Raw genomic sequence first — 24,067 nt, 5'->3', positions numbered from 1 at the left:
ATGCCATCTGACAGCATCGCCGTGCCGCATCAGGCCCTAGCCGCAGGCCTGCAGACACGCCTTGTTGACACGCACGCATTCAGGAACCTTGAACTCCATGACACAGGCATCGAGCGCCATATAGCACTCGGATTGGCATTCCGAAATATCGGCGGTGCTGCTGGCCAGGGCATACGAGGCGCTGGCGCCCATGGCAAACAAAAAGAAACCCAGTTTTTTCAACATAAGTACTCCTTTAACATGACAAACATCACAAGGATGGCGGACAGGTGCGGCCCGCCGGCAGGACAGCATTAGCGCGCCTGGCACTCTTCCACGCAAATATTGAAGTTGATGTAACACAGTTCGCTGAGGCCGCCGGAAACATCCAGACATTCGCTCATGCCGGCGCTGCATTCGACCTTGCAGCTTACCTTCGCCGTTGCCGCGCCCGCGATGCCGAGGCCGATGGCAAACAGGAAAATAGCCAGTTTTTTATTCATTGCTTATCCGATCATATAGAAAACGACGAGAAAATCAGCCAGGAGTGCCTGGCAACGGGAAAAATCGATGGCCTTGCCAGCGCGCTCCTAGCGCAGGCATTGATTCAGGCACTCTCTGTATTGCTGCATGCACGCCGGCTGGTCGAATTCCACGCAGTCGAGCATGTTGCGTTCGCAGACAAAGGTGCAATCCGGGCTGCCCGCCTGCACGCTGAAGGACAGCGCGGCGCCGGCGGCGAACAGGAAAGCGGCAAGTTTTTTGAACATGGTCAGCCTTTCAAGCTAACAAGTTGCAACTTCAGCAAGTTGTAACGTCAGATTTTCTTCAGCGCCGCTTCCAGCGCGCCCGCATTGAAACCCTGGATCTTGCGGTTGCCGATCAGCACCACCGGCACGCCGCCGCCACCGAGTGCTTCATGGGCTTTTTTCGCTTCCGGCGATTTTTCGATATCGAGATCGACGAATTCGATCTTGTTTTCCTTGAAATAGGCACGCGTCTTGGCGCAATAACTGCACCAGTCCGTGCCATACAGCACGACTTTCGCCTGGGCATTCGGGTAATACGCCGCGTAATTGCCTTCCGTGTAATTCGATTTGAATAAACCAGGCAACAGGGACAGGCCATAACCGCTGCCCAGGCCGGCGGCCAGGATCACGCCATACATGGCGATGGTTTTAAGTTTTTTCTGCATCATAAGTATTATCAGGGGCGTCAATGAACGAAGGCGGCCGGCGCAACATGCGCTTGCAGCGCCGCCTCGCCATGCAAAAAAACGGCAATCAGGCGTCGGCCAGGCAGGCTCTCAAGCAACCTTTATAACTGGAGGCGCAGAATGGGGACCGGTCGCCATACATCATCTGGCATTCCCGCAGTTCTTCCTCGCAGCTATAGCAGCTGGTATCGGAAGCGATGGCATAGGAAGCACTCAATCCCAGGGTAAAAATAAATGCTGCAATCTTTTTCATTTACTACTCTCCATGTTGGCGATTCTCTGAGGCAATCGCGTCAGACCAGTCGTAAAAAATTCATAGCAATTTCGGCATTTGCTTGCGACAAAATCGAATATAGAGCGCGATTATTTTAGAGTCAACGTTTCCTTCTTATATATTTCCCTTTTGGAAAATATATGTAGGAAGCCCTTGGAATGTGGAATTTGGTGAGATTGACAGGCGCCAAACGTCTATACAATATGGCGCCGCATGCAGGAAAAGGCCGGCTGCGGGCGCAACCGGCCCAGCGGCTACAGGACTTCCAGGAAGCTCTTCAGGGCGATGATTTCCTCGGACGTCAGCTGCAATCGCTGCAGCAGGGGCGAGGTGACGGGGAACTTCGGATCGGCCACCTGCTGCGCGTTCTGCGGCACGGGGCGCGACATGCCCGCGTTGTACATGTTCAGCAAGCCCACCATCTGCGGGAACAGACCGTTGTGCATCCACGGCCCCGACTGCGCCACGCCGCGCAGGCCCGGCGTGCGGAACTTGCCCACGTCCTCATCCATGCCCGTCACCAGGTAGCGCCCCAGGTCTTCATATTTCTTGCGCCCGTAATACGTCAGCCCCAGGTTATGGAACTGCTGGTCCGTCAGCAAGGCGCCGCTGTGGCACGTCATGCAGCGCGCCTTGGTGCGAAACAGATGCAGGCCCAGCAGTTCACGGTCGTTCAAGTCCGCGCGCCGGCCTTCCAGGAAGGTATCGAAGCGCGTGACGGGCGGCAGCAGGGTGCGCTGGTAGTCGGCCAGCGCCGTCAGGATGCGCGGCAGGGTCACGCCCGCGCCCGGGCCGAAGGCGGCGTCGAATTGCGCCGGGTAATCGTCCAGCGCGGCCAGCTTGGCCGCCAGGGCCGGCACATCCATGGCCATCTCGTCCTGGTGCTGCAAGGGGCCCAGCGCCTGCTCTTCCAGTGTACTGGCGCGGCCATCCCAGAATAGCGGCTTGATCTGGCCCACGCCCAGCAGGCCCGGCGCGTTGCGCTGGCCCAGCCGTCCTGCGTGGCCGGCGGAAGTGCGCTTGCTGTCGGCAAAGCTGTGGGCGGGACTGTGGCAGCTGATGCAGGCCACCGCATTCGAGCGCGACAAGCGGGGATCGTTGAACAGGCGCTGGCCCAGCGCCGCCACCTGCGGTGCCACGGACGGCAGCTGCATCGCCGACACGGGCGCCATTTCCTGCGGCGTGACGCCCTCGGCCACCTGCGGGCGGGGCCAGCTGGCCAGGGGCGCCGCATACGTCTGGCGCAAACAGGCCATGTCCCAGCCCTTGTCCGCCGCGCAGGCAATGCTGGCTGGAACGGCATCGCTGGCGCGGCCATCCATGCTCATCAACAGGCCCGCGCCGCCCGCCAGCAAGGCGGCCACGGCGAAGGTGGTTTTTTTCAGGGGGGTTGCGGGTTTCATGCGCCTGCCGTCGTTGTCATTAGAAGCGGTAGCCGAGTTCCAGCGTGAACTGGCGGCCTTTTTCATACACGGTCTCGCTGGCCTGGAACAGCGGATTGCTGCGGTTGGTGACATTCTCGATGCCCAGGTTCAGGTAGCCTTCGCCCGGCCCCGTCTGCGGCAGCGCGTACTGCACGCGCATGTCCCAGGTGAAGGACTTGCCTACCGTTTCGTCCCGGTAGACATTGGCCACGCCACCCTCGAACAGCTTCGCCTCGCCCGTCGCGACCATGCCCGTTTCCGGCCCCCGCATGCGCAAGAAGTTATCCACCTTCAGGCGGTACGCGGGCACGTCGGTCGACAGCAGCAGGCGCGCCGTCCAGGGGCGGTTGTAATTATTCGCCGGACGGTCGATCCAGCGCACGAACTTGCCCTGGTAATAGATATACTCGTCCAGGTCGCCCGCGAGATTGCTCAGGGTGTCATCGTAACCGGCGTGCGACGAGCTGGTGCGCGTGTGGTCAAAGCCGAACTGCACCTGCGTGCTGCTGCCGCCCCAGCGCAGGGGACGGGCCGTTTCGGCGGCCAGCGTCCATACCTTGCTGTCGGTGCGGCCGATATTGTCCCAATAATAATTGGCGGCCGATGCCAGGTGCTGCACCATCTCGTCGCGGCCCGCGCGCAGCACGCGCTTGGCGCTCCACTTCACGCCGCCCCATAGATGGCTGATGCCCAGCATTTTCTCGTCCGTGTACGGCGTTTTCATGTCGCCCAGCTGGTACCAGGCCCAGTTGGCGGCCATCTCGGGCGCCGCCCAGTCCTTCAGCAAGCCGCCCGACAGGGTGCGCGTCTGCGCCTTCGTCTGCAGTGCCAGGCGCTTCGACTGCGCGTAGAAGTCGAAGAAATTGCGGCCATAGTAGCGGTTCGCGCCCAGCTCGACCTGCGTCGTGCCCTTGCCGGCCACGTCCCAGAAGGCGGACAGGCGCGGCGCGATGCTCGACTTCGGCGCCAGGTCGTCCGCATCGTAGCGCACGCCCAGGCGCACGCGCACATCGCCCGCCCGGATATCGTCCTGCAGGAAGGCGCCACGCGTCTTGTTGCTCAGCTCATAGGCCCCCGCGTAATAAATGATGCGCGACGCCAGGTACTGGCCGGCCACGTTGGCGGCGGCATTCCATGGCGTTGCCAGCGAGCAAAACTGCGTATCCACCCCGCCGCCCAGCATATTGCAGGTATTGGTATTGACCGACCCCGTGTACTGCTCATAGCGGGTGTTGCGGCGGTAGCTGGACGTCTGCGTGCCCAGTTCCAGGCCCGCCTGCACGGTGTGCGTGGCACCCAGCCATGCGGCAGGCTCCCACTTCAGCTTGCCTTGATAGTCGACGTTTTTCTGTTCCTGGTCCACGTCGCCCCAGCCGCCTTCGCTGCTGTTCCAGCCGGAGGCGCCCGTGCCCGTCTTGACGCCCCAGTTCTTGTCGCTCGAATAGCGCCACAGTTTCCAGTTGCTCTCGTCCGCACCGCGCGAGCTGGCCATTTTCTTCCAGCTCAGGCGGTGCTCCACCGTCGCATTGCCCAGCAGCGCCAGCGGATGGCTCAGGCCCAGGTTGTAGGCGTCGCCGCCGCTCTTCAGATGGAAGTTGCTGTTCCTGGCGCTGGCGATGAAATAGTCGCCATCGGACGGCGCATGCATGACGGAAAAGTCGGCCAGCACGCCGGGAGTGATGGTCCAGAAAGCGCGCACGAAGACGTTATCGTTGCCCCGTCGTTGCACCTTGCGGTTGGCGTCGCCTTCACTGATCAAGCCGTTGGCATAGCCTTTCAAGGGAATTTCCGACGTCTTGCGGATGAAACTGCCGATCAGGCTGAAATTCTCCGTCACCTTGCCCTGCAGCGCCGCGCGGTAGGTCCACTTTTCAAACTCGGGCTGCAAGGCGGCCGATGCCGACTGGGCGGCGCTGTCCTTCTGGCTGTCGCTGAGCTTGTATTGCATCCACGACGAGCGCGTGCTTTCGACGGACACCTGGCCGGCCAGCTTGCGCGTGGGTGCGCAGGTATTGGCCTTGACCACGCCGCCCTTGAAGCGGCCATATTCGGCGCCGATGTTCGCATCGAGCACCGTCACGTCGCACAGCAGGCTGGTGTCGACGGCAAAGCCCTGGCTGGCCGACGGCGGCGTGGCGTTGACGTTGGTACCGCTGCTGGCGGGGCCGATATCGTTGTTGAACGACATGCCGTCCATCTGGTACAGATTGTCGTAGAACTTGGCGCCGTTGATGCTGATGTCGGCCGGCGCCAGCTCGCCCTGGGTGGCGGAGGCTTGCTGCTTGTTATCAAATTGCACGCTGGGATTGATGCGCAACAAGCTGGTGATATTGCCGTCGATGCCATTCATCGCTTCGATCTGGCGCTTGTCCAGGCGCTGCTCGCCCACGGATACCCGCTCGGCCTGCAGCCGCACTTCGGGCAACACCTGCGGCGCGGGTTCTTCGGAGTCGGCTTCGGCGGCGTAGGCAAACGGAGTGGTGGCGCTGGCGCCAAAGGCCAGGCTGATGGCCAGCACGGACTGGCGCAGGGTAAGAATGGAAGACATGGACACCTTGCAACTGCGGATGGGAAAGGGGCAGTCTCATGATGCCGTCCTTCACCCATGCTGCCAGTGTCGCCTTCTCATGCTGCCAATTGCAAATGATAACTATTACCATTTGCAGTTACAATGCTTGAACATCAAGACGGCACTGTTTTTTTGACGTGCGTAAAAATTTCGCGGCGGCCTGTTGCTTCGGCGCCACGGCCTGGTGCTCAGGAGGGTGCCGGCGTGCCCGCTGGCTGCGGCTGCGCATGCAGATGGTCGCGCAGCAAGCCGCGCAGCAGCTGCACCTGCGCCACGGCGTCGGCTTGCAGGGGCGTCAGGCCGTCGCTGGCGCACGGGCCGGGCGCGGGGACGCCGGAGCTGCCGCGCAGCAGCGCATCGATCTCCGCGCTGACGGCGGCGATCCACTGCTGCAGCTCGGGCGTGGCCGGCTCGGCCTGGGGGCTGAGGCTGATGCGCGCCGTGCTGCCCGCCACGCGGCGCAGCAGCGGCAAGGTGCGCAGCGCCGCCAGGCCCACGCCGCTGCTGCGGTCCAGGCGCCGCTCGATGCGCAGGCGCTGCAGGACTTGCTCCGCGTTATTGCTGGCCAGCCCCGCCTCGCGGCGCAGGCCGGCGATGGCGCTATCCCACCGCCCCCCTGCCGCCAGCACGGCCAGCAGGTATTTCAGGTTGGCCGAGACAGCCTTCGCCAGGCGCTGGTCCAGGTCATCCGCCTCGCGGTCAGGCCACAGGAAGAACGTGGCCAGCAGGGCCAGCAGGCAGCCCAGCACATTGTTGCCCAGCCGGCTCATGGCATACACCATCTCGCTGGCCGGCGCCGCATAGTCGGCCACCAGCACGAAGGCGGGCGTCATGAACAGCACGTGCAGGCTGTAGCTGACGCGGCGCAAGGCCATGGTGGCGACGATCAGGGGAAACACCACCAGCGAGATGCCCAGCGGCGTGTGGATGACGAGGCCGATCAGCACGGCCAGCACGGCGCCCAGCACGCTGCCCGCCACCCGCTCGATGCCGCGCGGCCAGGTGGTCGACACGGACGGCTGCAGGATCAGCAAGGTGGCCATGGTGGCCCAGTAGCCGAAGGGGATTTGCAGCGCCTCGACGAGCAGGAAGCCGGCCGTCGTTGCCAGCGAGACGCGCGCCGCGTGGCGCCAGCTCAGCGACTGCGGCGTGGCGTTGACTTTCAGCGTCTGCCACGCCTGGCCCAGCGCCAGGAAGGCCGCCTCGCGCCACGGCAGCAGCATCGCGCGCGGCATGCCCAGTTCCATGAATTCCACGTTCAGGCGCAGCGGCAGCAAGGCGCCCAGCGCCGCTTCCAGGCGCCGGCCGCAGGCGGCCAGGCGGCGCTGCAAGGCCAAAGGCGGCGTTTCCGGCTGGCGCTGCACGGCCTGCCCCAGGCGGCGCAGCAGCACGGCCATCACTTCCAGGCTGCGCCGCGCGCGCGGGTCCTGGCGCAGGCGCTGCTGCTCGCGCTCGCAGGTATGCGTGACGGCGATCAGGTAGGCGAAGATGCGTTCGGCGTCGCTGAGCGCCAGCAGCAGGTTGTCGTACAGGGCGCTGCGCCCCGCGCGCGCGGGCGGCACGGCGGCCAGCGCCACGCGGGCCGCTTCCAGCGCGGCGCGCGCCTGCGAGCGGTAGCTGGCGCCATGCGCGGCAAAGCCGCCTTGCGCAGGATCATGTTCGAGAAAGCGCGCATTGTCGCGGGCGATGCCGGCCAGGCGCGAATACGCGGCGCGGATGGCACGCCGGCTGGGGCCGAACGGATGGATGCGCCACACGGTAAAGCTGAGCACGGTGGCAAACAGACAGCCGAACATGTACAGGCCCAGGAAGGGCGCACTCTGCGTCATCGACTCCAGCGGATGCGTGACCATCACCACGCAGGCCGTGGCGGCCAGGATGGCCACCTGCGCCGTGGCCGCGCCCCAGATGCGCGCCAGCGCGCCGGCCCAGGAAAACAGCAGCACGGCGACGGCCGCCGTCGCCAGGCCATGGCCGGCCGCCAGCGCCGCCAGGCCGCCGGCCACGGTGGACAGCAGGCCGAAGCCCACCATCGACACAAAACGCATGCGCCGCGTGCCGGCCGCATCCGCCAGGCAAGTCCAGAAGGCGCCGATGGCGGCCCAGGAAAAATCGGGGTGATCGAACAGCAGGCCCAGCAGCAGCATGGCGCTGGACGCGCAGGCGGCCCGCAAGCCTTCGGACAGATTCGTTTCGTCGATGGCCAGGGTGACCATCCACAGGGGACGGCGCTGCGCCAGGGTATCCGTGTAGGCGTGCAAGCCCGTCAGCCAGCGGCTGGCCAGCGCGCGCACCCGGCGGTGTAGTTTCCTGAAATGCAAGATCAGCTTTGAAAGGTATCAAAGCGTCATCGTAGCATTCCCCGGCGAAAAATGTTGCAGTGCAGCGTAAAATTCCTGCAGGCCAAAAAAAACGGCACCGCAGTGCCGCTTTCATGGGTCGAGCCTATCTTAGCTGACCATGGCCAGGCGCGGGCCGGCTGCGGGGAAGCGCTGCTCGATCGACGCGGCGATGCCGGCGGCGTCCAGGCCCACGCTTTTCAGCAGCTGCACGGGGTCGCCATGGTCGATGAAGGTGTCGGGCAAGCCCAGCATCAGGATGGGCTTGACGATCCCTTCCGCCGCCAGCGCCTCGGCCACGGCCGAACCGGCGCCGCCCATGATGCAGCCCTCTTCCACCGTCACCAGATAATCGTGCTCGGCAGCCAGCTGTTTCACCAGCGCCACGTCGAGCGGCTTGACGAAGCGCATGTTGGCCACCGTCGCGTCGAGCTTCTCGCCCGCCGCCACGCTCGGTGCCACCATGGAGCCGAAGGCCAGGATGGCGATGCGCTTGCCGTGGCGCTTGAGCTCGCCCTTGCCGATCTCGATGCTGCTCAGTTCCGGCACGATGGCCGCACCGGCACCGGCGCCGCGCGGATAGCGGATGGCGGCCGGGCCCGGGTAGTGGTAGCCCGTGGTGAGCATCTGGCGGCATTCGTTTTCGTCCGACGCAGCCATGATGACCATGTTCGGGATGCAGCGCAAAAACGCCATGTCGTAGTTGCCCGCGTGCGTGGCGCCATCGGCGCCCACCAGGCCGGCGCGGTCCAGGGCGAAGGTCACGTCCAGGTTTTGCAGGGCCACGTCGTGGATCAATTGATCGTAGGCGCGCTGCAAAAAGGTGGAATAGATGGCCACGACGGGTTTCAAGCCTTCGCAGGCGAGACCGGCGCCGAACGTGACGGAATGCTGCTCGGCGATGCCCACGTCAAAGTAGCGGGCAGGAAATTGCTGTTCGAACTTGACCATGCCCGAGCCTTCGCGCATGGCCGGCGTGATGCCCACCAGGCGCTTGTCGTGGGCGGCCATGTCGCACAGCCAGTTGCCGAACACTTCCGTGTACGTCATCTTGGCCGGCGCCGTGGCCGGCTTGATGCCTTCCGCCGGATTGAACTTGCCCGTGCCGTGGTACAGGATCGGTTCCGCCTCGGCCAGCTTGTAGCCCTGGCCCTTCTTCGTGACCACATGCAGGAATTGCGGGCCCTTCAATTGCTTGATATTTTGCAAGGTCGGGATCAGCGAATCGAGGTCGTGGCCGTCGATGGGGCCGATGTAATTGAAACCGAATTCCTCGAACATGGTGGCAGGCACGACCATGCCCTTGGCGTGCTCTTCGAAGCGCTTCGCCAATTCCAGCACGGGGCCGGGCAGGACGGACTTGCCCACATTCTTGGCTGCCGCATAGAACTGGCCCGACATCAGGCGCGCCAGGTGGCGGTTCAGCGCGCCCACGGGCGGCGAGATCGACATGTCGTTGTCGTTCAAGATCACCAGCAGATTGACGTCTTCCTGCACGCCCGCATTGTTCATCGCCTCGAACGCCATGCCGGCCGTCATCGAGCCGTCGCCGATCACGGCGATCGCATGCAGCGGGTCGCCCTTGATCTTGGCGGCCTGCGCCATGCCCAGCGCGGCGGAAATGGACGTCGACGAGTGCGCCGTGCCAAACGTGTCGTATTCGCTCTCGTCGCGTTTCGGGAAGCCGGAAATGCCGTCCTTCTGGCGCAGGGTGTGCATGCGTTCGCGCCGGCCCGTCAAGATCTTGTGCGAATAGGTCTGGTGGCCCACGTCCCAGACGATGCGGTCGTGCGGCGTGTTGAACACGTAGTGCAGCGCGACGGTCAGCTCGACCGTGCCCAGGTTGGACGACAGGTGGCCGCCCGTCTTGGAGACGGAGTCGAGCAGGAAGCTGCGCAGTTCCTGCGCCAGCGGCACCAGTTGCGAGCGGGCCAGCTTGCGCACTTGCGCTGGTTCATTGATGGTTTCTAACAGTTTCATTTATGCCTTCCGCTGCACGACCAGGTCTGCCAGCTCGCGCAAACGGCGTGCCTTGTCCCCGAATGGCGCCAGCGCCGCATGGGCGTCGCACCGCAATTGTTCTGCCAGGGCCCGCGATGGTTCCAGCCCCAGTATCGATACGTAAGTGGGCTTGTTGGCGGCCGCATCCTTGCCCGCCGTCTTGCCCAGGGTGGCCGAATCGGCCGTCGCGTCGAGCACGTCGTCGACCACCTGGAAGGCCAGGCCGACGGCGCGCGCATAGGAGTTCAGCGCCGTCATCTCGTCGGCCGCCAGCTCCTTGCCGGCCAGCGCGCCGAGGATCACGGCCGCGCGCAGCAAGGCGCCCGTCTTGAGCTGATGCATCTGTTCCAGCTGCGGCAGGGTCAGGGCCAGGCCGACGCTGTCGAGGTCGATCGCCTGGCCGCCGCACATGCCGCTTGACCCGGAGGCGTGCGCCAGCAGCTTGATCATGGCCATCTGCCGCGCCGGGGGAATGGCCGCGCCGTCGGCCAGCAGCATGAAGGCTTGCGACTGCAGCGCGTCGCCCACCAGCAGCGCCGTCGCTTCATCGTAGGCGATGTGCACGGTGGGCTTGCCACGGCGCAAGGCATCGTCATCCATGCACGGCATGTCGTCATGCACGAGCGAATACACGTGGATCATTTCCAGCGCACACGCAGCGCGCGCGAGGGTGTCTTGATCGGCGTCAAACAGTTCGCCGGCCGCCATCACCAGCAGCGGACGCACGCGCTTGCCGCCGCCCAGCAGCGCATAGCGCATGGCGGCGTGCAGCTTGTGCGGCACCACGTCTGCCGCCGGCAGGAACTCGTCGAGCCGGCCTTCCACGCCGGACTGGGTGGCTTGCATCCAGTCGCCGAAGGTCACGCCGTCTTGTTGCATGCTGGCCATCATTGGGCGGCCTCGCCGGCATCCGTGAACGGTTTGAGCATGTCGCCTTCCAGTACTTTCACCTGCGCTTCCACGCTATCGAGCTGGGTGGCGCAATACTTGACCAGTTCCGAGCCGCGCTGGTAGGCCGCGACCGATGCTTCCAGCGGCAACTGGCCCGCTTCCATTTGCGTTACCAGCTGCGCCAGTTCCGCCATGGCCTCTTCAAACGAGGCCGGCGCTGCGGCAGCGGCAGTTAATTTCTTCGACATAGACTCAGATCTCTTCGTGGCACGAGGGGCTTGTAGGGAGACGCCGGGGACTCCCGGCCAGCATAGAAGCGTTATTTTAGAACAAACCACACTATTAAGTGAAAACTAAAGCGCAATCGGCGCGCTCAAAGGAGGGATGTTGCCAGTTGCTCAGTGGATTTTAGCCGAATCGCCCCCATCTGCCGGAAATTGCACGGTAAATGACAACGTTTCTCATTAAAGTGCCGGAATTGCTGGGGGTTTTGGCAATGCCGAGGCCGATCCGCGCTATAATCGCCGGTTCTGTCCGAAATACCGTTTCAACAATTTTGAATTCAGGTCTTTGCGGATTCTTTCTCTCTGTAGCGGTTGCCCAGGGAATGGCCTGGGGCACTGCTGACCGTTGTACATTTATGGGGGGTTGGGATGTCCGATCTGGCTACTCACGCCAAGCTGGCGCGTTCAAACGCGCAACTTCCGGTCCACGTCTATTTTGACGAAACGCTGTTGCAGCGTGAAATGCAGCAATTATTCCAGGCCGGCCCGCGCTATGTCGGGCATGAGCTGATGGTGCCGGAAACCGGCGATTTTGCGACCCTGGCGTCTGAGAACGAAGGGCGCATGCTCGTGCGCAACGCCAACGGCATCGAAGTGCTGTCCAACGTGTGCCGTCACCGGCAGGCGCTGATGTTCAATGGCCGCGGCAACGCGAATAACATCGTCTGCCCGCTGCACCGCTGGACCTACGACCTCAAGGGTGAATTGATCGGCGCGCCGCATTTTCCCGAGACGCCGTGCCTGAACCTGTCGAAAACCCCGCTGCAAAGCTGGAATGGCTTGCTGTTCGAACAGAATGGCTACAACGTGATGGAAAAACTGAAAAGTTTGTCCGTCTCGAAAGACCTCGACTTTTCCGGCTACATGTTCGACCACGTGGAAATCCACGAGTGCGACTACAACTGGAAGACCTTCATCGAAGTCTACCTCGAGGACTATCACGTGGAACCGTTCCACCCGGGCCTGGGCAGCTTCGTCAGCTGCGACGACCTGCGCTGGGAATTCGGCAAGGATTACAGCGTGCAGACGGTGGGCGTGCACCGCGGCCTGCAGCAGGCCGGCTCGCCCGCCTACAAGAAATGGCAGGAGCAGGTGCTGCAATTCCGCGGCGGCGAACCGCCGCCGTACGGCGCCATCTGGCTGACCCTGTATCCGAACATCATGGTGGAATGGTATCCGCACGTGCTCGTCGTCTCGACCCTGTGGCCCGATGGCCCGCAAAGGACGCGCAACGTGGTGGAGTTCTATTACCCGGAAGAAATCGTGCTGTTCGAGCGCGAACTCGTCGAAGCGGAACGGGCTGCCTACATGGAAACCTGCGTCGAGGACGATGAAATCGCCCAGCGCATGGATGCGGGCCGCAAGGTCCTGATGGCGCGCGGCGTGAACGAAGTGGGCCCTTACCAATCGCCCATGGAAGACGGCATGCAGCATTTCCACGAGTGGTACCGCAGCAATATCGAACTGTAATTCCCTCAAGGGCCGCATTGCGCGGCCCTTTTTCATTTTCATCGTCAGGATTTACTCATGCAGTCACTTTGGATGCTGTTTGCCAGTTTTATGTTCGCCATCATGGGCGTGTGCGTGAAGCTGGCGTCGGATCTGTATTCGACCTCGGAAATCGTCATGTACCGCGGCATCATCGGCATGCTCGTCATGAGCTGCACGATTCTGTACCAGGGCGGCAGCTTCAAAACGACGATGCCGGGCCAGCATCTGTGGCGCGGCGTGGTGGGCGTGATCGCCCTGTGGCTGTGGTTTTATGCCATCGCCATCCTGCCGCTGGCCACGGCCATGACGCTCAATTACATGGCGCCCATCTGGATCGCCGTCATCCTGCTGGCCGGCGGCTGGTGGAAAGGCATGCAACAGGTCGAGTGGCCGCTGGTGGCGGCCATTGCCATGAGCTTTGTCGGCGTGACATTGCTGCTGCAGCCCGTGTTCGAGACGGATCAGCTCAGCGGCGCCATCACGGCCTTGATTTCCGGCATGCTGTCCGCCCTCGCCTACTTGCAGGTGCGCAAGCTGGGCTTGCTGGGCGAACCGGAATACCGGGTCGTCTTCTATTTCTCGGTCGTCAATTTCCTGGCCGGCGTGATCGGCCACGTGGCCAGCGCCGGCGGCGGCCCCGTCGTCTGGCATGCGCACACGAGCGCCTACGGCATCGGCTTGCTGGCCGCCATCGGCCTGTGCGCCACCATGGCGCAGATGGCCATGACGCGCGCCTACCGCCTGGGCAAGACCCTCGTTGTTGCCAATTTGCAATACACGGGCATCGTCTTTTCCAGCTTCTGGGGCGTGGTGATCTTTGGCGATTTGTTCGACTGGCATGGCTGGGCCGGCATCGGCATCATTCTCGCTTCCGGCATCGCGGCAACCTATTACAATACCCGCAACACGGCCCGTGGCGCCGCCATCGCGCGCACGGATCCCATCGCCAGCGAAGTGTAAAGGAGCGTTCCTGATGTACACCACCCTGATCCAGGCCAGCGAACTGGCCAGCCACCTGCATGACAGCAACTGGGTGATCCTCGATTGCCGCCACGACTTGCTCAAGCCCACGGCCGGCAGCGACGCCTTTGCCGCCGGCCACATCCAGAACGCGCAGTTCGCCGACGTCGACACGGCCCTGTCCGGCCCCAAGACGGCGCGCGGCGCGAACTTTACGGGACGGCATCCCTTGCCCGACCGCAACGCCCTGCTGGCCACCTTGCGCGGCTGGGGCATCGATGACGACACGCAAGTGGTGGCCTACGATGGCCAGGGTGGCATGTTTGCCGCCCGTTTGTGGTGGCTGCTGCGCTGGGTGGGCCACGGCGCCGTCGCCGTACTCGACGGTGGCCTGGCCGCCTGGCAGGCGCAAGGCTTGCCCCTGGTCACGCCCGTGGCGCCGCGCCCTGCCGGCAACCTCACGGAACAAGCCAGCCTGGTGCGCACGGTCACCGTGCAGGACGTCATCGCCAATCTGGATACGCAGGCACTGCAGGTACTCGACGCGCGCGCCCCCGACCGCTACCGGGGCGAAAACGAAACCATCGATCCGGTCGGCGGCCATATCCCCGGCGCGAAAAGCCGTTTCTTCAAGGATAACCTGCAAGCGGACGGCCGCTTCAAGTCCGCTAAAGAACTGGAGCAGGAATTCGCGGGCCTGATCAGCACGGCTGAATCTACGATTCTGCAATGCGGCTCCGGCGTGACGGCGTGCCACAACCTGCTGGCCCTGGAAGTGGCCGGCTTGCCTGGCGCGGCCCTGTATCCGGGCTCGTGGAGCGAATGGTGCGCCGATCCGGCGCGGCCCGTGGCGACGGGGAATTAAAAAAATGGCGGACCAGCTGGTCCGCCATTTTTTCACCCGTGGATAACTATGAACTTATCCCCGGCGATTGATTCAACTGCGCCCGTTCCGCCAGCCACGCCTTATGGAAGATCGGACACTGCGCCTGCAAGACGGCGCCTCAACCGCCGTGGCGCTTGTGCGTCAAAAACAGCACGATGCACACGCCCAGCGCGATCAGGAGCACTTGCGGGATGGTTTCGCGCAAGGTGGCGCGGCGCTGCATCTGCGGCATCAGGTCGCTCAAGGCGATATAGATGAAGCCGGACGAGGCGAACACGAGCACGTAAGGGATCAGGTTGCTGGCGCGGTCCAGGGTGAAGTAGCCCAGCAGGCCGCCCGCCACCGCCATCAGGCTGCACAGCAGATTGAAGACATAGGCGCGCAGGCGCGAGAAACCGGCGTTGAGCAGCACGATAAAATCGCCGATTTCCTGCGGAATTTCATGCGCGATGATGGCCAGGCCCGTGACCAGGCCCAGTTTCGGATCGGCCAGGAAGGCGGCCGCGATCAAAATGCCGTCCGTAAAATTGTGCATGCCGTCGCCGACGAGGATCATCCAGCCGGACTTGCCCGCTTCGTGCTTGTCGTGGCCGTGCGCATGGTGGTGGCCGTCGCCTTCGTGGTGGTGCGAATGGCGCAAAATCGCGAATTTTTCCAGCATGAAGAAGGCCAGCAAGCCCGCCAGCAGGGTGGCGAACAGGCTGCGCGGGTCGGCCTGCGACTCGAACGCTTCGGGCAAGGCGTGCAGCAAGGACGTCGACAGCATGATGCCGACGGACAAGCTGACCATGCGCTCGACCACCTTGGACAGGAATGCAAACGAAAAGATCGCCGCCGCAGTAATGCTGAACACGCCCGCGATCGTGGTCGCGAGCAAAATGGATATAAGGACGGGATCGATGATTTTCTTACCTCAAAATGGCGCCGGGTCACGGGCGCCCGCTGTGCTGGCGTCTGGCCTGATGACTATTGCTTATTATTTAATTTTTTTGCGCGCATGGCGGCGGCGTAGCGCTGCGAAGATGCAATTGTACTGCATTGACACGAACCGGGCATTTTACAGCCCGGTGCGCTTCTCGCGGCAACTTCTGGAAAATGCAGCTATTTTCTGTTGCGGCTCACGCCACGCCGTGGCTCTTGAACCAGGCTAAACAACGCGCATAGCCGTCTTTCGCATCGGCCGCCACATAGCTGGGGCGGTAATCGGCATTGAAGGCGTGGCCCGCATCGGGATACACGACGAACTCCGATTTGTTGCCGCCCTTGGCCAGCGCCGCCTTCATCTTCGCGATCGATTCCTGCGTGATGCCCGTATCCTTGCCGCCGTACAAGCCCAGCACGGGCACCGTCAGGGTGGCGGCGATATCGATGGGGTTGCTCGGCTGCAAGGCAGTCGCTTCGCCCACGAGGCGGCCATACCAGGCCACGCCCGCCTTGACGGCGGGATTGTGCGCCGCGTACAGCCAGGTGATGCGCCCGCCCCAGCAAAAACCCGTGATGCCCAGGCGGCTCGTGTCGCCGCCATTCTGTTTCGCCCACGCGACAACGGCATCGAGGTCCGCCATCACTTGGGCATCCGGCGTCTTGGAGATGATGCCTTTCATTAACTCGGGAATGCTGCTGACCTTGGTCGGGTCGCCCTGGCGCACGAACAGATCGGGCGCCAGCGCCAGGTAGCCCTGCTTGGCGAAACGGCGCGCCATGTCGGCGATGTGCTCGTGCACGCCAAAGATTTCGGAAATGACCAGCACCACGGGCAAGCCCGTCTTGCCTTCCGGCTGCGCCGCATACACGGGCACGGCCTGGCCATCGACCATCACGGACATGGTGCCTGTCAGCAAGCCCGCCGTGTCCGTCTTGATGACGTTTTGCGCCGCCACGGGCAGCACGGCCACGGCAAAGCCCGCTCCCAGCGCCACCTTCAGGAAACCACGCCGGCCATCCGGCCCGGTCACGCTGCTCTGGCCCAGCAAACTTTCACAATCGGTGATCATGTCGCTCATGCGTTTCTCCTGAAAATGTTGCGTTTATAAATTAATGCGCTTCGTCCCAGTTCTTGCCGACTCCCACCTCGGCCGTCAGCGGCACCTTCAGCGCGGCCACGCCCGCCATCAGTTCCGGCAGCTTGCGCTTGACCAGTTCCAGCTCGGCCTCCGGCACTTCCAGCACCAGTTCATCGTGCACCTGCATGATCATCTTCGTTTGCAGCTTGTCCGTTTCCAGCCAGCCCTGCACGACGATCATGGCCAGCTTGATCAGGTCGGCTGCCGTGCCCTGCATGGGTGCGTTGATCGCCGCCCGTTCCGCGCCCTGGCGGCGCGGGCCGTTCGGCGAATTGATTTCCGGCAACCACAAGCGGCGGCCGAACACGGTTTCCACGTAGCCGCGCGCCTTCGCCTGCTGGCGCGTGTCTTCCATGTACTGTTTCACGCCCGAGAAACGGGCGAAATAGCGGTCGATATAGCTTTGCGCGGCCGCGCGGTCCACGCCCAGGTTACCGGCCAGGCCGAAGGCGCTCATGCCGTAGATCAAACCGAAGTTGATCACCTTGGCGTAGCGGCGCTGCTCGCTCTGCACTTCCGCAGCCGGCACGCCGAAGATTTCGGCCGCCGTGGCGCGGTGGATGTCGATGCCGTCGGCAAAGGCGCGCAGCATGGCTTCGTCGCCCGAGATATGCGCCATGATGCGCAATTCGATCTGCGAATAGTCGGCCGAGACGATGTGGCTGCCCGGCGGCGCGATGAACGCTTCGCGGATGCGCCGGCCTTCCGCGCTGCGGATGGGGATATTCTGCAGGTTCGGATCGTTCGACGCCAGGCGCCCCGTGACGGCCACGGCTTGCGCATAGTTCGTATGCACCCTGCCCGTCGTAACATTGATCATCTTCGGCAACTTGTCCGTGTAGGTCGATTTCAGCTTGGCCATGCCACGGTATTCCAGCAGCACTTTGGGCAGCGGATAATCCTCGGCCAGCTTTTGCAGCACTTCTTCATCCGTCGAGGGCGCGCCCGTCGGCGTCTTCTTGACCACCGGCAGCTTCAATTTCTCGAAGAAGATTTCGCCGATCTGCTTGGGCGAGCCCAGGTTGAACGGCTGCTCGGCCAGTTCATACGCCTTCGTTTCCAGTTCCAGGATCTTCACGGCCAGCTCGGCCGACTGGATGTTGAGCAATTCGTCATCGATCAGCACGCCGTTGCGCTCGATCTTTTGCAAGACCACGGCCGTCGGCATCTCGATCTTTTCGTAGATGAAGGTCAGCTTCTCATCATTGGCCACATTGCCCCACATGGCATTGTGCAAACGCAAGGTGACGTCCGCATCCTCGGCCGCGTATTTGGCCGCCTGCTCGACCTCGACCTGGTTGAAGGTGATCTGCTTGGCGCCCTTGCCGCACACGTCCTCGAACGGGATCGTCGTGTAGTTCAGGTGGCGCAGGGCCAGGCTGTCCATGTCGTGCTTCTTGTGCGACTCGAACACATACGATTCAAGCAAGGTATCGTGGGCGATGCCGCGCAATGTCACGCCATGGTTGGCGAAGATATGGCTGTCGTATTTCAGGTTCTGACCCAGCTTGGGCTTGTTTTCATCTTCCAGCCACGGGCGCAGCTTCGCCAGCACGTGTTCGCGCGACAACTGTTCCGGCGCGCCCGCGTAGTCGTGGGCCAGCGGGATGTAGCAGGCGCTGTGTTCGGCAACGGACAGGGAAATGCCCACCATCTGCGCCGTCATCGGTTCGAGCGAGGTGGTTTCCGTGTCGACGGCCGTCAGGGGCGCCGCGTCGATCAGGGCGATCCATTTATCGAGCTGTTCTTCCGTCAGCACGGTTTCATAGTCGGCGGCAGGCGCTGGCACCGCGTCGGCGAACATGTCGCCCGTGGTGTTCGCAGCCGATGCGCCAGCCGTTACCGGTGCGCCGACAGGCGACATCGGCGGCGGCGTGGCGCCCAGTTCGCGCAGCAGGGCCTTGAAGCCGTAGCGCTGGAAGAAGGCCAGCAAGGCTTCCTTGTCTTCGTGTTTTGCCACCAGCGAGTCGGCGATGGTCGTCATGTGGCCGGACAGATCGCAGTCGGTCTTGACGGTGATCAAGGCGCGCGCCTGCGGCAGCCAAGGCAGGGCCGTGCGCAGGTTTTCGCCCACGGCGCCGCCCACACTGGCCGCGTTTTCCATGATGCCTTCCAGGCTGTCGTACAAGGTCAGCCACTTGACGGCCGTCTTCGGGCCGCATTTCGACACGCCCGGCACGTTGTCGACCGTATCGCCGATCAGCGACAGGTAATCGATGATGCGGTTCGGCGGCACGCCGAACTTGGCCAGCACGGCCGCCTCGTCGAGCTTTTCATTGCTCATGGTATTGATCAGGGTTACCTGGCTGTTGACCAGCTGCGCCAGGTCCTTGTCGCCCGTCGACACCACCACGTTCATGCCGGCGGCGGCCGCCTGCACGGCCAGGGTGCCGATGACGTCGTCCGCTTCCACGCCATCGACCATCAGGATCGGCCAGCCCATGGCGCGCACGGCTTCGTGGATGGGTTCGATCTGCAGGCGCAGGTCGTCCGGCATCGAGGCACGCGTGGCCTTGTATTCGGGATACATGTCATCACGGAAAGTTTTACCCTTGGCATCGAAGACGCAGGCGATGTAGGCGGCCGGGTAATCGGCGCGCAGGCGGCGCAGCATGTTGACCATGCCGTGCATGGCGCCCGTGGGATAACCATCCGGGCTGCGCAGGTCGGGCAGCGCATGGAAGGCGCGATAAAGGTAACTGGAACCGTCGACTAACAGCAGGGTGTTTTGCATAATGCCAATAAAATAAGGTGGACCGCGCCTGCCTGGGAAGAGAGCGGCGGGCGGGTGGAATATCGCCCAATTATCGCAGAGTTTGGGGCCGCGCCACCGGCCGCAACGCATGCCGCCCTTGCCTTTTTTGCCACCCCGGCGGCCCCGTGCGGCCGCGCAGGCGCGCGCCCCAGCCAATTTCCGCGCATATTAAACAGCATTGCCTACCAGTTTGTTACAATGCCTTATAGATAAATTGACGGCATGACCACTGCATTTTCTGCAGTCCACCACATGGAAGCGAACCCATCATGATGCGTACATCGACACTCTGGACATTCCTCGCCCTGCCGTTGCTGGCATGCTCAGCCATTGCCAGCGCCCAGACGCCGGCCAAACCCAGCGACGCGCCGCCGCAGCTGGAGCGTATCGAGGAAATGGGCGAAGCGCCCATCACCGTGGCACCGGCGGCACCAAGACAGCAGATTACCGAGAAGCGCGAAGCGGGCGTGACGTCCGAAGTGAAAGTCACCAGCGGCGGCAGCACGTATTACATGAAGCCCGCTGCCGGCGCCGACCCGGCCAACAGCGCCACCTTGCGCGGCCCGCAATGGAAGGTGCTGGAATTTGACCTGGGCAAGAAGAAACAGAAACAGCACGACGAAGAGGCCGCTGACGTGCCGGCCCCGCCCGCACCGACGAAATAAGCAGCGCTCCTCACCTGCCCTGCCCCGGCCACACGCGGGGCAGCCGGCTTTTTACCCTCTTAGACTTCATTCTTTTTCCCCATGGCAGTTTTTACCGCGCTACACCTGGACGATATCGGCCAATGGATCACGCAATTTCCACTTGGCAAGCCTCTGGCCCTCAAGGGCATCGCGTCCGGCATCGAAAACAGCAATTTCTTCCTGAGCACGGAGCGCGGCGAGTATGTGCTGACGATCTTTGAAAACCTCAGCTTCGAGCAATTGCCGTTCTATCTGCAGCTGATGCGCCACCTGGCCGACCGCGGCGTGCTCGTGCCCGCCCCCATCGCCAATGCCGACGGCGCACTGGTGACGGCCCTGCAAGGCAAGCCGGCCGCCATCGTCAGCAAACTCGACGGCAGTTCGCAGATGGCGCCGCAAGCCGTGCATTGCGCGGCCGTCGGCGCCATGTTGGCGAAGATGCACCTGGCGGCGCAGGATTTCCCCCTGCAGCAGCCGAACTTGCGCGGCCTCGACTGGTGGAACGCCACCACGCCGCTCGTCCTGCCCCACCTGGACGACGCCCGCGCCCACCTGCTGCGCGCGGAAATCCATTTCCAGGACGCCTTTGCCGCCTGCGCTACATATAAAGCCATCCCGCGCGGTCCCGTGCACGCCGACTTGTTCCGCAACAATGTCATGTTTGACGGCGAACGCCTGACGGGCTTTTTCGACTTTTACTTTGCCGGCTGCGACACTTGGCTGTTCGACGTGGCCGTCACCGTCAACGACTGGTGCGTGGACCTGGACACAGGCGTGCTCGACACGGCCAGAGTGCGCGCCCTGCTCGACGCCTACCAGGCCGTGCGCCCGTTCAGGCACGAAGAAAAAACGGCCTGGCAGCCGATGCTGCGCGCCGCCGCCCTGCGTTTCTGGCTGTCGCGCCTGTACGACTACTACCAGCCGCGCGCCGCCGAAATGCTGACGCCGCACGATCCATCGCATTTCGAACGCATTTTGCGCGAACGGATTGCCACACCTGCTCCGGAACTGTTTTAAACATGGAAAAATTACCTGCAAGTACAGGCTGGCTCTGGGTGAAACAAGGCTTCGGCCTGTTTCGCAAGCAACCCGGCGGCATGTCGATGCTGTTTCTCGGCTATATGTTCTGCATGCTGGCCGTCAGCATCGTCCCCCTGCTGGGACAGTTGCTGCCCGTCATCCTCGTTCCCGTCTTTTCAGTGGCCTTCGTGCAAGGCTGTCTGAACATCGACCAGGGCAAGCGCGTCCTGCCCAGCCTGCTGATCTCGGGCTTCCGCAAGCCGGCCTTCCCCGTGCTGCTGGGGCTGGGCGTGCTGTACATCCTGATGGCCATCGTGGCCATCGGCGCCTCCACCCTCGTCGACGGCGGCGTGCTGTGGCAAATGGTCACGGGCCAGCTGGACCAGGAAGCGGCCAAGGAAGCCATCCTCAATTCCAACATCGGCCTGGCCATCCTGACGGCCATCGCCCTGTACGTGCCGGCCGCCATGGCCTTCTGCTTTGCCGCGCCGCTGATCTACTGGCAGCAAATCAGCCTGGGCAAGGCGCTGTTCTTCAGCTTTTTCGCCGTCTGGCGCTCGCTGTCGGCCTTCATCGTCTTCGCCGCCACGTGGTTCGCCATCAGCGTCGTCAGCAGCCAGTTGCTGGCCATCATCTTTGGCCGCAGCCCCATGATGATGCAGCTGATGATGCCGCTGTCGATGATACTCACCATCATCATGCATTGCTCGTTCTACGCCGCCTACCGCCAGATCTTCGGCGTGCCCGTCGATGCCAGCAAGACCGTGTCGCTGGATAAGCCGAACGACTGATTTTCACGCCGCATGAAAAAAGGGCAGCCTGCGCAGGCTGCCCTTCTTTTATGAGCGCTCGTGTATCAACGCCCTAATCTCTCCAGCTTGGCGATGCCCAGGTCCAGCACCTTCATGCCGTGCTGGCCGAAGTTGATCTGCGCGCGCGCATTGCCGCCGCCGCCTTCGATATTGACGATCACGCCTTCGCCGAACTTGGCATGCGCCACGGATTCGCCGATGCGCCAGCCGCCGCCCGTGGCTTTTTGCGCGATCTTTTGCGCAATCGCATTGTCCGAGCCCAGGCTGGCCACCTTGGGCGCCTCGTCCCAGGCTGATTTGCGGTTGCCGAACCAGTTCGCCTGCACCTTCGGCGACAGCCATTTCAGCGATTCCTCCGGCAATTCGTCGAAGAAGCGCGACTTCATGTTGTAGCGCGTCTGGCCGTGCAGCATGCGCGTCTGCGAGAAGCTCATATATAAACGCTTGCGCGCGCGCGTGATGGCCACGTACATCAGACGGCGTTCCTCTTCCACGCCGTTGTCTTCCTTTGAGCTGCTTTCGTGCGGGAACAGGCCCTCTTCCAGGCCCGTGATGAACACATTGTCGAATTCCAGGCCCTTGGCCGAGTGCACCGTCATCATCTGCAGCGCATCCTGGCCCGCCTGCGCCTGGTTGTCCCCCGCTTCCAGCGACGCGTGCGACAGGAAGGCGGAGAGGGGCGACATCACGGCCGGCAGCGGCGCGTCCGCGTCGAGGATCTCGATGCCATCCTGGTTGACGACGGGTGCGCCCGACTGCGCCTGGGCGGCAGGCCCCAGGTGGGCCGGTGCGCCCTGTCCAAAACCTTCTTCGGAAATGAACTGGCTGGCCGCGCTGACCATCTGCTCCAAGTTCTCGATGCGGTCGGCGCCTTCCTTTTCATTCTGATAATGTTGCAGTAAGGTACTCGCTTCCAGCACCACGCGCACCATTTCCGGCAAGGACAATTGCTGCGTTTCGAAACGCACGCCTTCGACCAGCTTGACGAAGCCGGCCAGCACGCTGCCCGCCTTGCCCGCCACGTAGGGCACGGCCGCGTACAGCGAGATGCCATACTGCTCCGACGCGGCCTGCAATTGCTCGATCGAGCGCATGCCGATGCCCCGCGTGGGGAAATTGACCACGCGCAGGAAGGCCGAATCGTTGTGCGGATTGTCCATCAATTGCAAATAGGCAATTGCGTGCTTGACCTCGGCGCGCTGGAAGTAGCGCTGGCCGCCGTACACGTGGTAGGGCATGCCGGCCGAGAACAGCGCGTGCTCGATCACGCGCGACTGCGCGTTCGAGCGGTACAGAATCGCAATTTCGCTGCGCGAGGCGCCATCGGCGATCAGGCTTTTCGCTTCCTCGATGATCCACTGCGCTTCCTGCAGGTCGGAACTGGCTTCGTACACGCGCACCTGCTCGCCATGGCCCGCGTCCGTGCGCAAATTCTTGCCCAGGCGCTTGCTGTTGTTGGCGATCAATACGTTGGCGCTGTCGAGGATGTGGCCGTGCGAGCGGTAGTTCTGCTCCAGCTTGATCAAGTTCTGCACCTGGAATTCGTGCTCGAAGGCGCTCATGTTGCCCACGTTGGCGCCGCGGAAGGCGTAGATGCTCTGGTCATCGTCGCCGACGGCAAACAGGGCGCCGCCAGCGCGGCTGCCATGGCCGGCCAGCAATTTGAGCCAGTTGTATTGCAGGTTGTTCGTATCCTGGAACTCGTCCACCAAAATGTGGCGGAAACGGGCCTGGTAATGCTCGCGCAAGGGCTGGTTGCGGCTGAGCAATTCATACGTGCGCAGCAGCAGTTCCGCAAAATCGACGACGCCTTCGCGCTGGCACTGGTCGTCGTACAGCTGGTACAGCTCGACCATCTTGCGCTCGTGCGCGTCGTACGCTTCCACGTCCGTCGCGCGCAAGCCCTGGTCCTTGGCATTGTTAATGAAATACATCACCGTCTTCGGCGGGAATTTCTCATCATCGATGTTGTTCGCCTTCAGCAAGCGCTTGATCACCGACAACTGGTCCTGCGAATCGAGGATCTGGAAGGTCTGCGGCAAGGCGGCGTCGCGGTAGTGCGTGCGCAGCAGGCGGTTGCACAGGCCGTGGAAGGTGCCGATCCACATGCCGCGCGTGTTGATCGGCAGCATGGCCGACAGGCGCGTGAGCATTTCCTTGGCGGCCTTGTTGGTAAAGGTCACGGCCAGGATGCCGGCCGGCGATACCTGCTGGGTCTGGATCAGCCACGCGATGCGGGTAGTCAGCACGCGGGTCTTGCCCGAGCCGGCGCCCGCCAGGATCAGCGCATGCTGCGCCGGCAGGGTGACGGCAGCGTATTGTTCGGCATTGAGGTTGTGAAGAAGATTTTGCATGCCGTGATTATACCGGCATGGCTAAAAATACTGTGCATTTGTCCAGCGGTCGCGCCGCATTCG

20 protein-coding genes are annotated in these 24,067 nt (G+C 62.9%); 7 read left to right on the top strand and 13 right to left on the bottom strand.

Annotated features, from left to right (window positions below; genetic code table 11):
• Positions 1-36: 36 nt before the first annotated feature.
• Positions 37-225, bottom strand: coding sequence for a hypothetical protein (locus AC07VL_RS17395; protein WP_494806940.1), 189 nt, complete (start codon positions 223-225; stop codon positions 37-39).
• 44 nt (positions 226-269) lie between these two features.
• Here AC07VL_RS17395 and AC07VL_RS17390 point away from each other — a divergent pair, with 44 nt between their 5' ends.
• Complete coding sequence (locus tag AC07VL_RS17390) at positions 270-794, top strand: hypothetical protein (protein WP_494806939.1); 525 nt, start codon at positions 270-272, stop codon at positions 792-794.
• A 2-nt stretch (positions 795-796) separates the two neighbouring features.
• On the opposite strand, the gene AC07VL_RS17385 is transcribed toward AC07VL_RS17390, so the two are convergent.
• From AC07VL_RS17385 to AC07VL_RS17350, 8 genes are all read right to left on the bottom strand, one after another.
• Positions 797-1,177, bottom strand: coding sequence for a glutaredoxin family protein (locus tag AC07VL_RS17385; protein ID WP_494806938.1), 381 nt, complete (start codon positions 1,175-1,177; stop codon positions 797-799).
• An 85-nt stretch (positions 1,178-1,262) separates the two neighbouring features.
• Positions 1,263-1,448, bottom strand: a complete 186-nt coding sequence (locus tag AC07VL_RS17380) for a hypothetical protein (protein ID WP_494806937.1) — start codon at positions 1,446-1,448, stop codon at positions 1,263-1,265.
• Between the two features lie 275 nt (positions 1,449-1,723).
• Positions 1,724-2,872 carry a cytochrome-c peroxidase gene (locus AC07VL_RS17375; RefSeq protein WP_494806936.1) on the bottom strand — a complete coding sequence of 383 codons (1,149 nt, stop codon included), beginning with the start codon at positions 2,870-2,872 and terminating at the stop codon, positions 1,724-1,726.
• Positions 2,873-2,891: 19 nt separating this feature from the next.
• Entirely contained in the window at positions 2,892-5,441 is a 2,550-nt protein-coding gene (locus AC07VL_RS17370; protein ID WP_494806935.1) for a TonB-dependent receptor, read from the bottom strand.
• A 209-nt stretch (positions 5,442-5,650) separates the two neighbouring features.
• On the bottom strand, positions 5,651-7,783 hold the full coding sequence (locus AC07VL_RS17365) for an FUSC family protein (RefSeq protein ID WP_494806934.1): 2,133 nt from the start codon (positions 7,781-7,783) through the stop codon (positions 5,651-5,653).
• Positions 7,784-7,912: 129 nt separating this feature from the next.
• On the bottom strand, positions 7,913-9,781 hold the full coding sequence (dxs, locus tag AC07VL_RS17360; RefSeq protein WP_494806933.1) for a 1-deoxy-D-xylulose-5-phosphate synthase: 1,869 nt from the start codon (positions 9,779-9,781) through the stop codon (positions 7,913-7,915).
• On the bottom strand, positions 9,782-10,681 hold the full coding sequence (locus tag AC07VL_RS17355) for a polyprenyl synthetase family protein (protein ID WP_494806932.1): 900 nt from the start codon (positions 10,679-10,681) through the stop codon (positions 9,782-9,784).
• 8 nt (positions 10,682-10,689) lie between these two features.
• On the bottom strand, positions 10,690-10,941 hold the full coding sequence (locus tag AC07VL_RS17350; protein WP_092803165.1) for an exodeoxyribonuclease VII small subunit: 252 nt from the start codon (positions 10,939-10,941) through the stop codon (positions 10,690-10,692).
• A 405-nt stretch (positions 10,942-11,346) separates the two neighbouring features.
• Here AC07VL_RS17350 and AC07VL_RS17345 point away from each other — a divergent pair, with 405 nt between their 5' ends.
• Genes AC07VL_RS17345 through AC07VL_RS17335 form a run of 3 tightly spaced genes read left to right on the top strand, consistent with a single transcriptional unit; the run spans position 11,347 to position 14,293 of the window.
• A complete protein-coding gene (locus tag AC07VL_RS17345; RefSeq protein ID WP_494806931.1) occupies positions 11,347-12,447 on the top strand; it encodes an aromatic ring-hydroxylating oxygenase subunit alpha in 1,101 nt (366 codons plus the stop codon).
• Between the two features lie 57 nt (positions 12,448-12,504).
• On the top strand, positions 12,505-13,428 hold the full coding sequence (locus AC07VL_RS17340) for a DMT family transporter (protein WP_494806930.1): 924 nt from the start codon (positions 12,505-12,507) through the stop codon (positions 13,426-13,428).
• A 13-nt stretch (positions 13,429-13,441) separates the two neighbouring features.
• A complete protein-coding gene (locus tag AC07VL_RS17335) occupies positions 13,442-14,293 on the top strand; it encodes a sulfurtransferase (protein WP_494806929.1) in 852 nt (283 codons plus the stop codon).
• A 139-nt stretch (positions 14,294-14,432) separates the two neighbouring features.
• On the opposite strand, the gene AC07VL_RS17330 is transcribed toward AC07VL_RS17335, so the two are convergent.
• The 3 genes from AC07VL_RS17330 to polA form a co-directional block, all read right to left on the bottom strand.
• Positions 14,433-15,191, bottom strand: coding sequence for a ZIP family metal transporter (locus tag AC07VL_RS17330; protein WP_101483850.1), 759 nt, complete (start codon positions 15,189-15,191; stop codon positions 14,433-14,435).
• Between the two features lie 241 nt (positions 15,192-15,432).
• Positions 15,433-16,317, bottom strand: coding sequence for a dienelactone hydrolase family protein (locus AC07VL_RS17325; protein ID WP_494806928.1), 885 nt, complete (start codon positions 16,315-16,317; stop codon positions 15,433-15,435).
• Between the two features lie 31 nt (positions 16,318-16,348).
• Positions 16,349-19,111, bottom strand: a complete 2,763-nt coding sequence (gene polA, locus AC07VL_RS17320) for a DNA polymerase I (RefSeq protein ID WP_494806927.1) — start codon at positions 19,109-19,111, stop codon at positions 16,349-16,351.
• Positions 19,112-19,401: 290 nt separating this feature from the next.
• Here polA and AC07VL_RS17315 point away from each other — a divergent pair, with 290 nt between their 5' ends.
• From AC07VL_RS17315 to AC07VL_RS17305, 3 genes are all read left to right on the top strand, one after another.
• Positions 19,402-19,797, top strand: a complete 396-nt coding sequence (locus AC07VL_RS17315; RefSeq protein ID WP_290601066.1) for a hypothetical protein — start codon at positions 19,402-19,404, stop codon at positions 19,795-19,797.
• A gap of 81 nt (positions 19,798-19,878) precedes the next feature.
• Positions 19,879-20,835, top strand: coding sequence for a homoserine kinase (locus AC07VL_RS17310; RefSeq protein WP_494806926.1), 957 nt, complete (start codon positions 19,879-19,881; stop codon positions 20,833-20,835).
• A gap of 2 nt (positions 20,836-20,837) precedes the next feature.
• Entirely contained in the window at positions 20,838-21,629 is a 792-nt protein-coding gene (locus AC07VL_RS17305; protein WP_494806925.1) for a BPSS1780 family membrane protein, read from the top strand.
• 65 nt (positions 21,630-21,694) lie between these two features.
• On the opposite strand, the gene AC07VL_RS17300 is transcribed toward AC07VL_RS17305, so the two are convergent.
• On the bottom strand, positions 21,695-24,004 hold the full coding sequence (locus tag AC07VL_RS17300) for a UvrD-helicase domain-containing protein (RefSeq protein WP_494806924.1): 2,310 nt from the start codon (positions 24,002-24,004) through the stop codon (positions 21,695-21,697).
• Positions 24,005-24,067: the final 63 nt, after the last annotated feature.

It is taken from the genome of Janthinobacterium sp. GW821-FHT03C08 (genome assembly GCF_059420905.1).
Note: the sequence above shows the minus strand (reverse complement) of the source record. Positions and strands in the feature narration are given on the sequence as shown.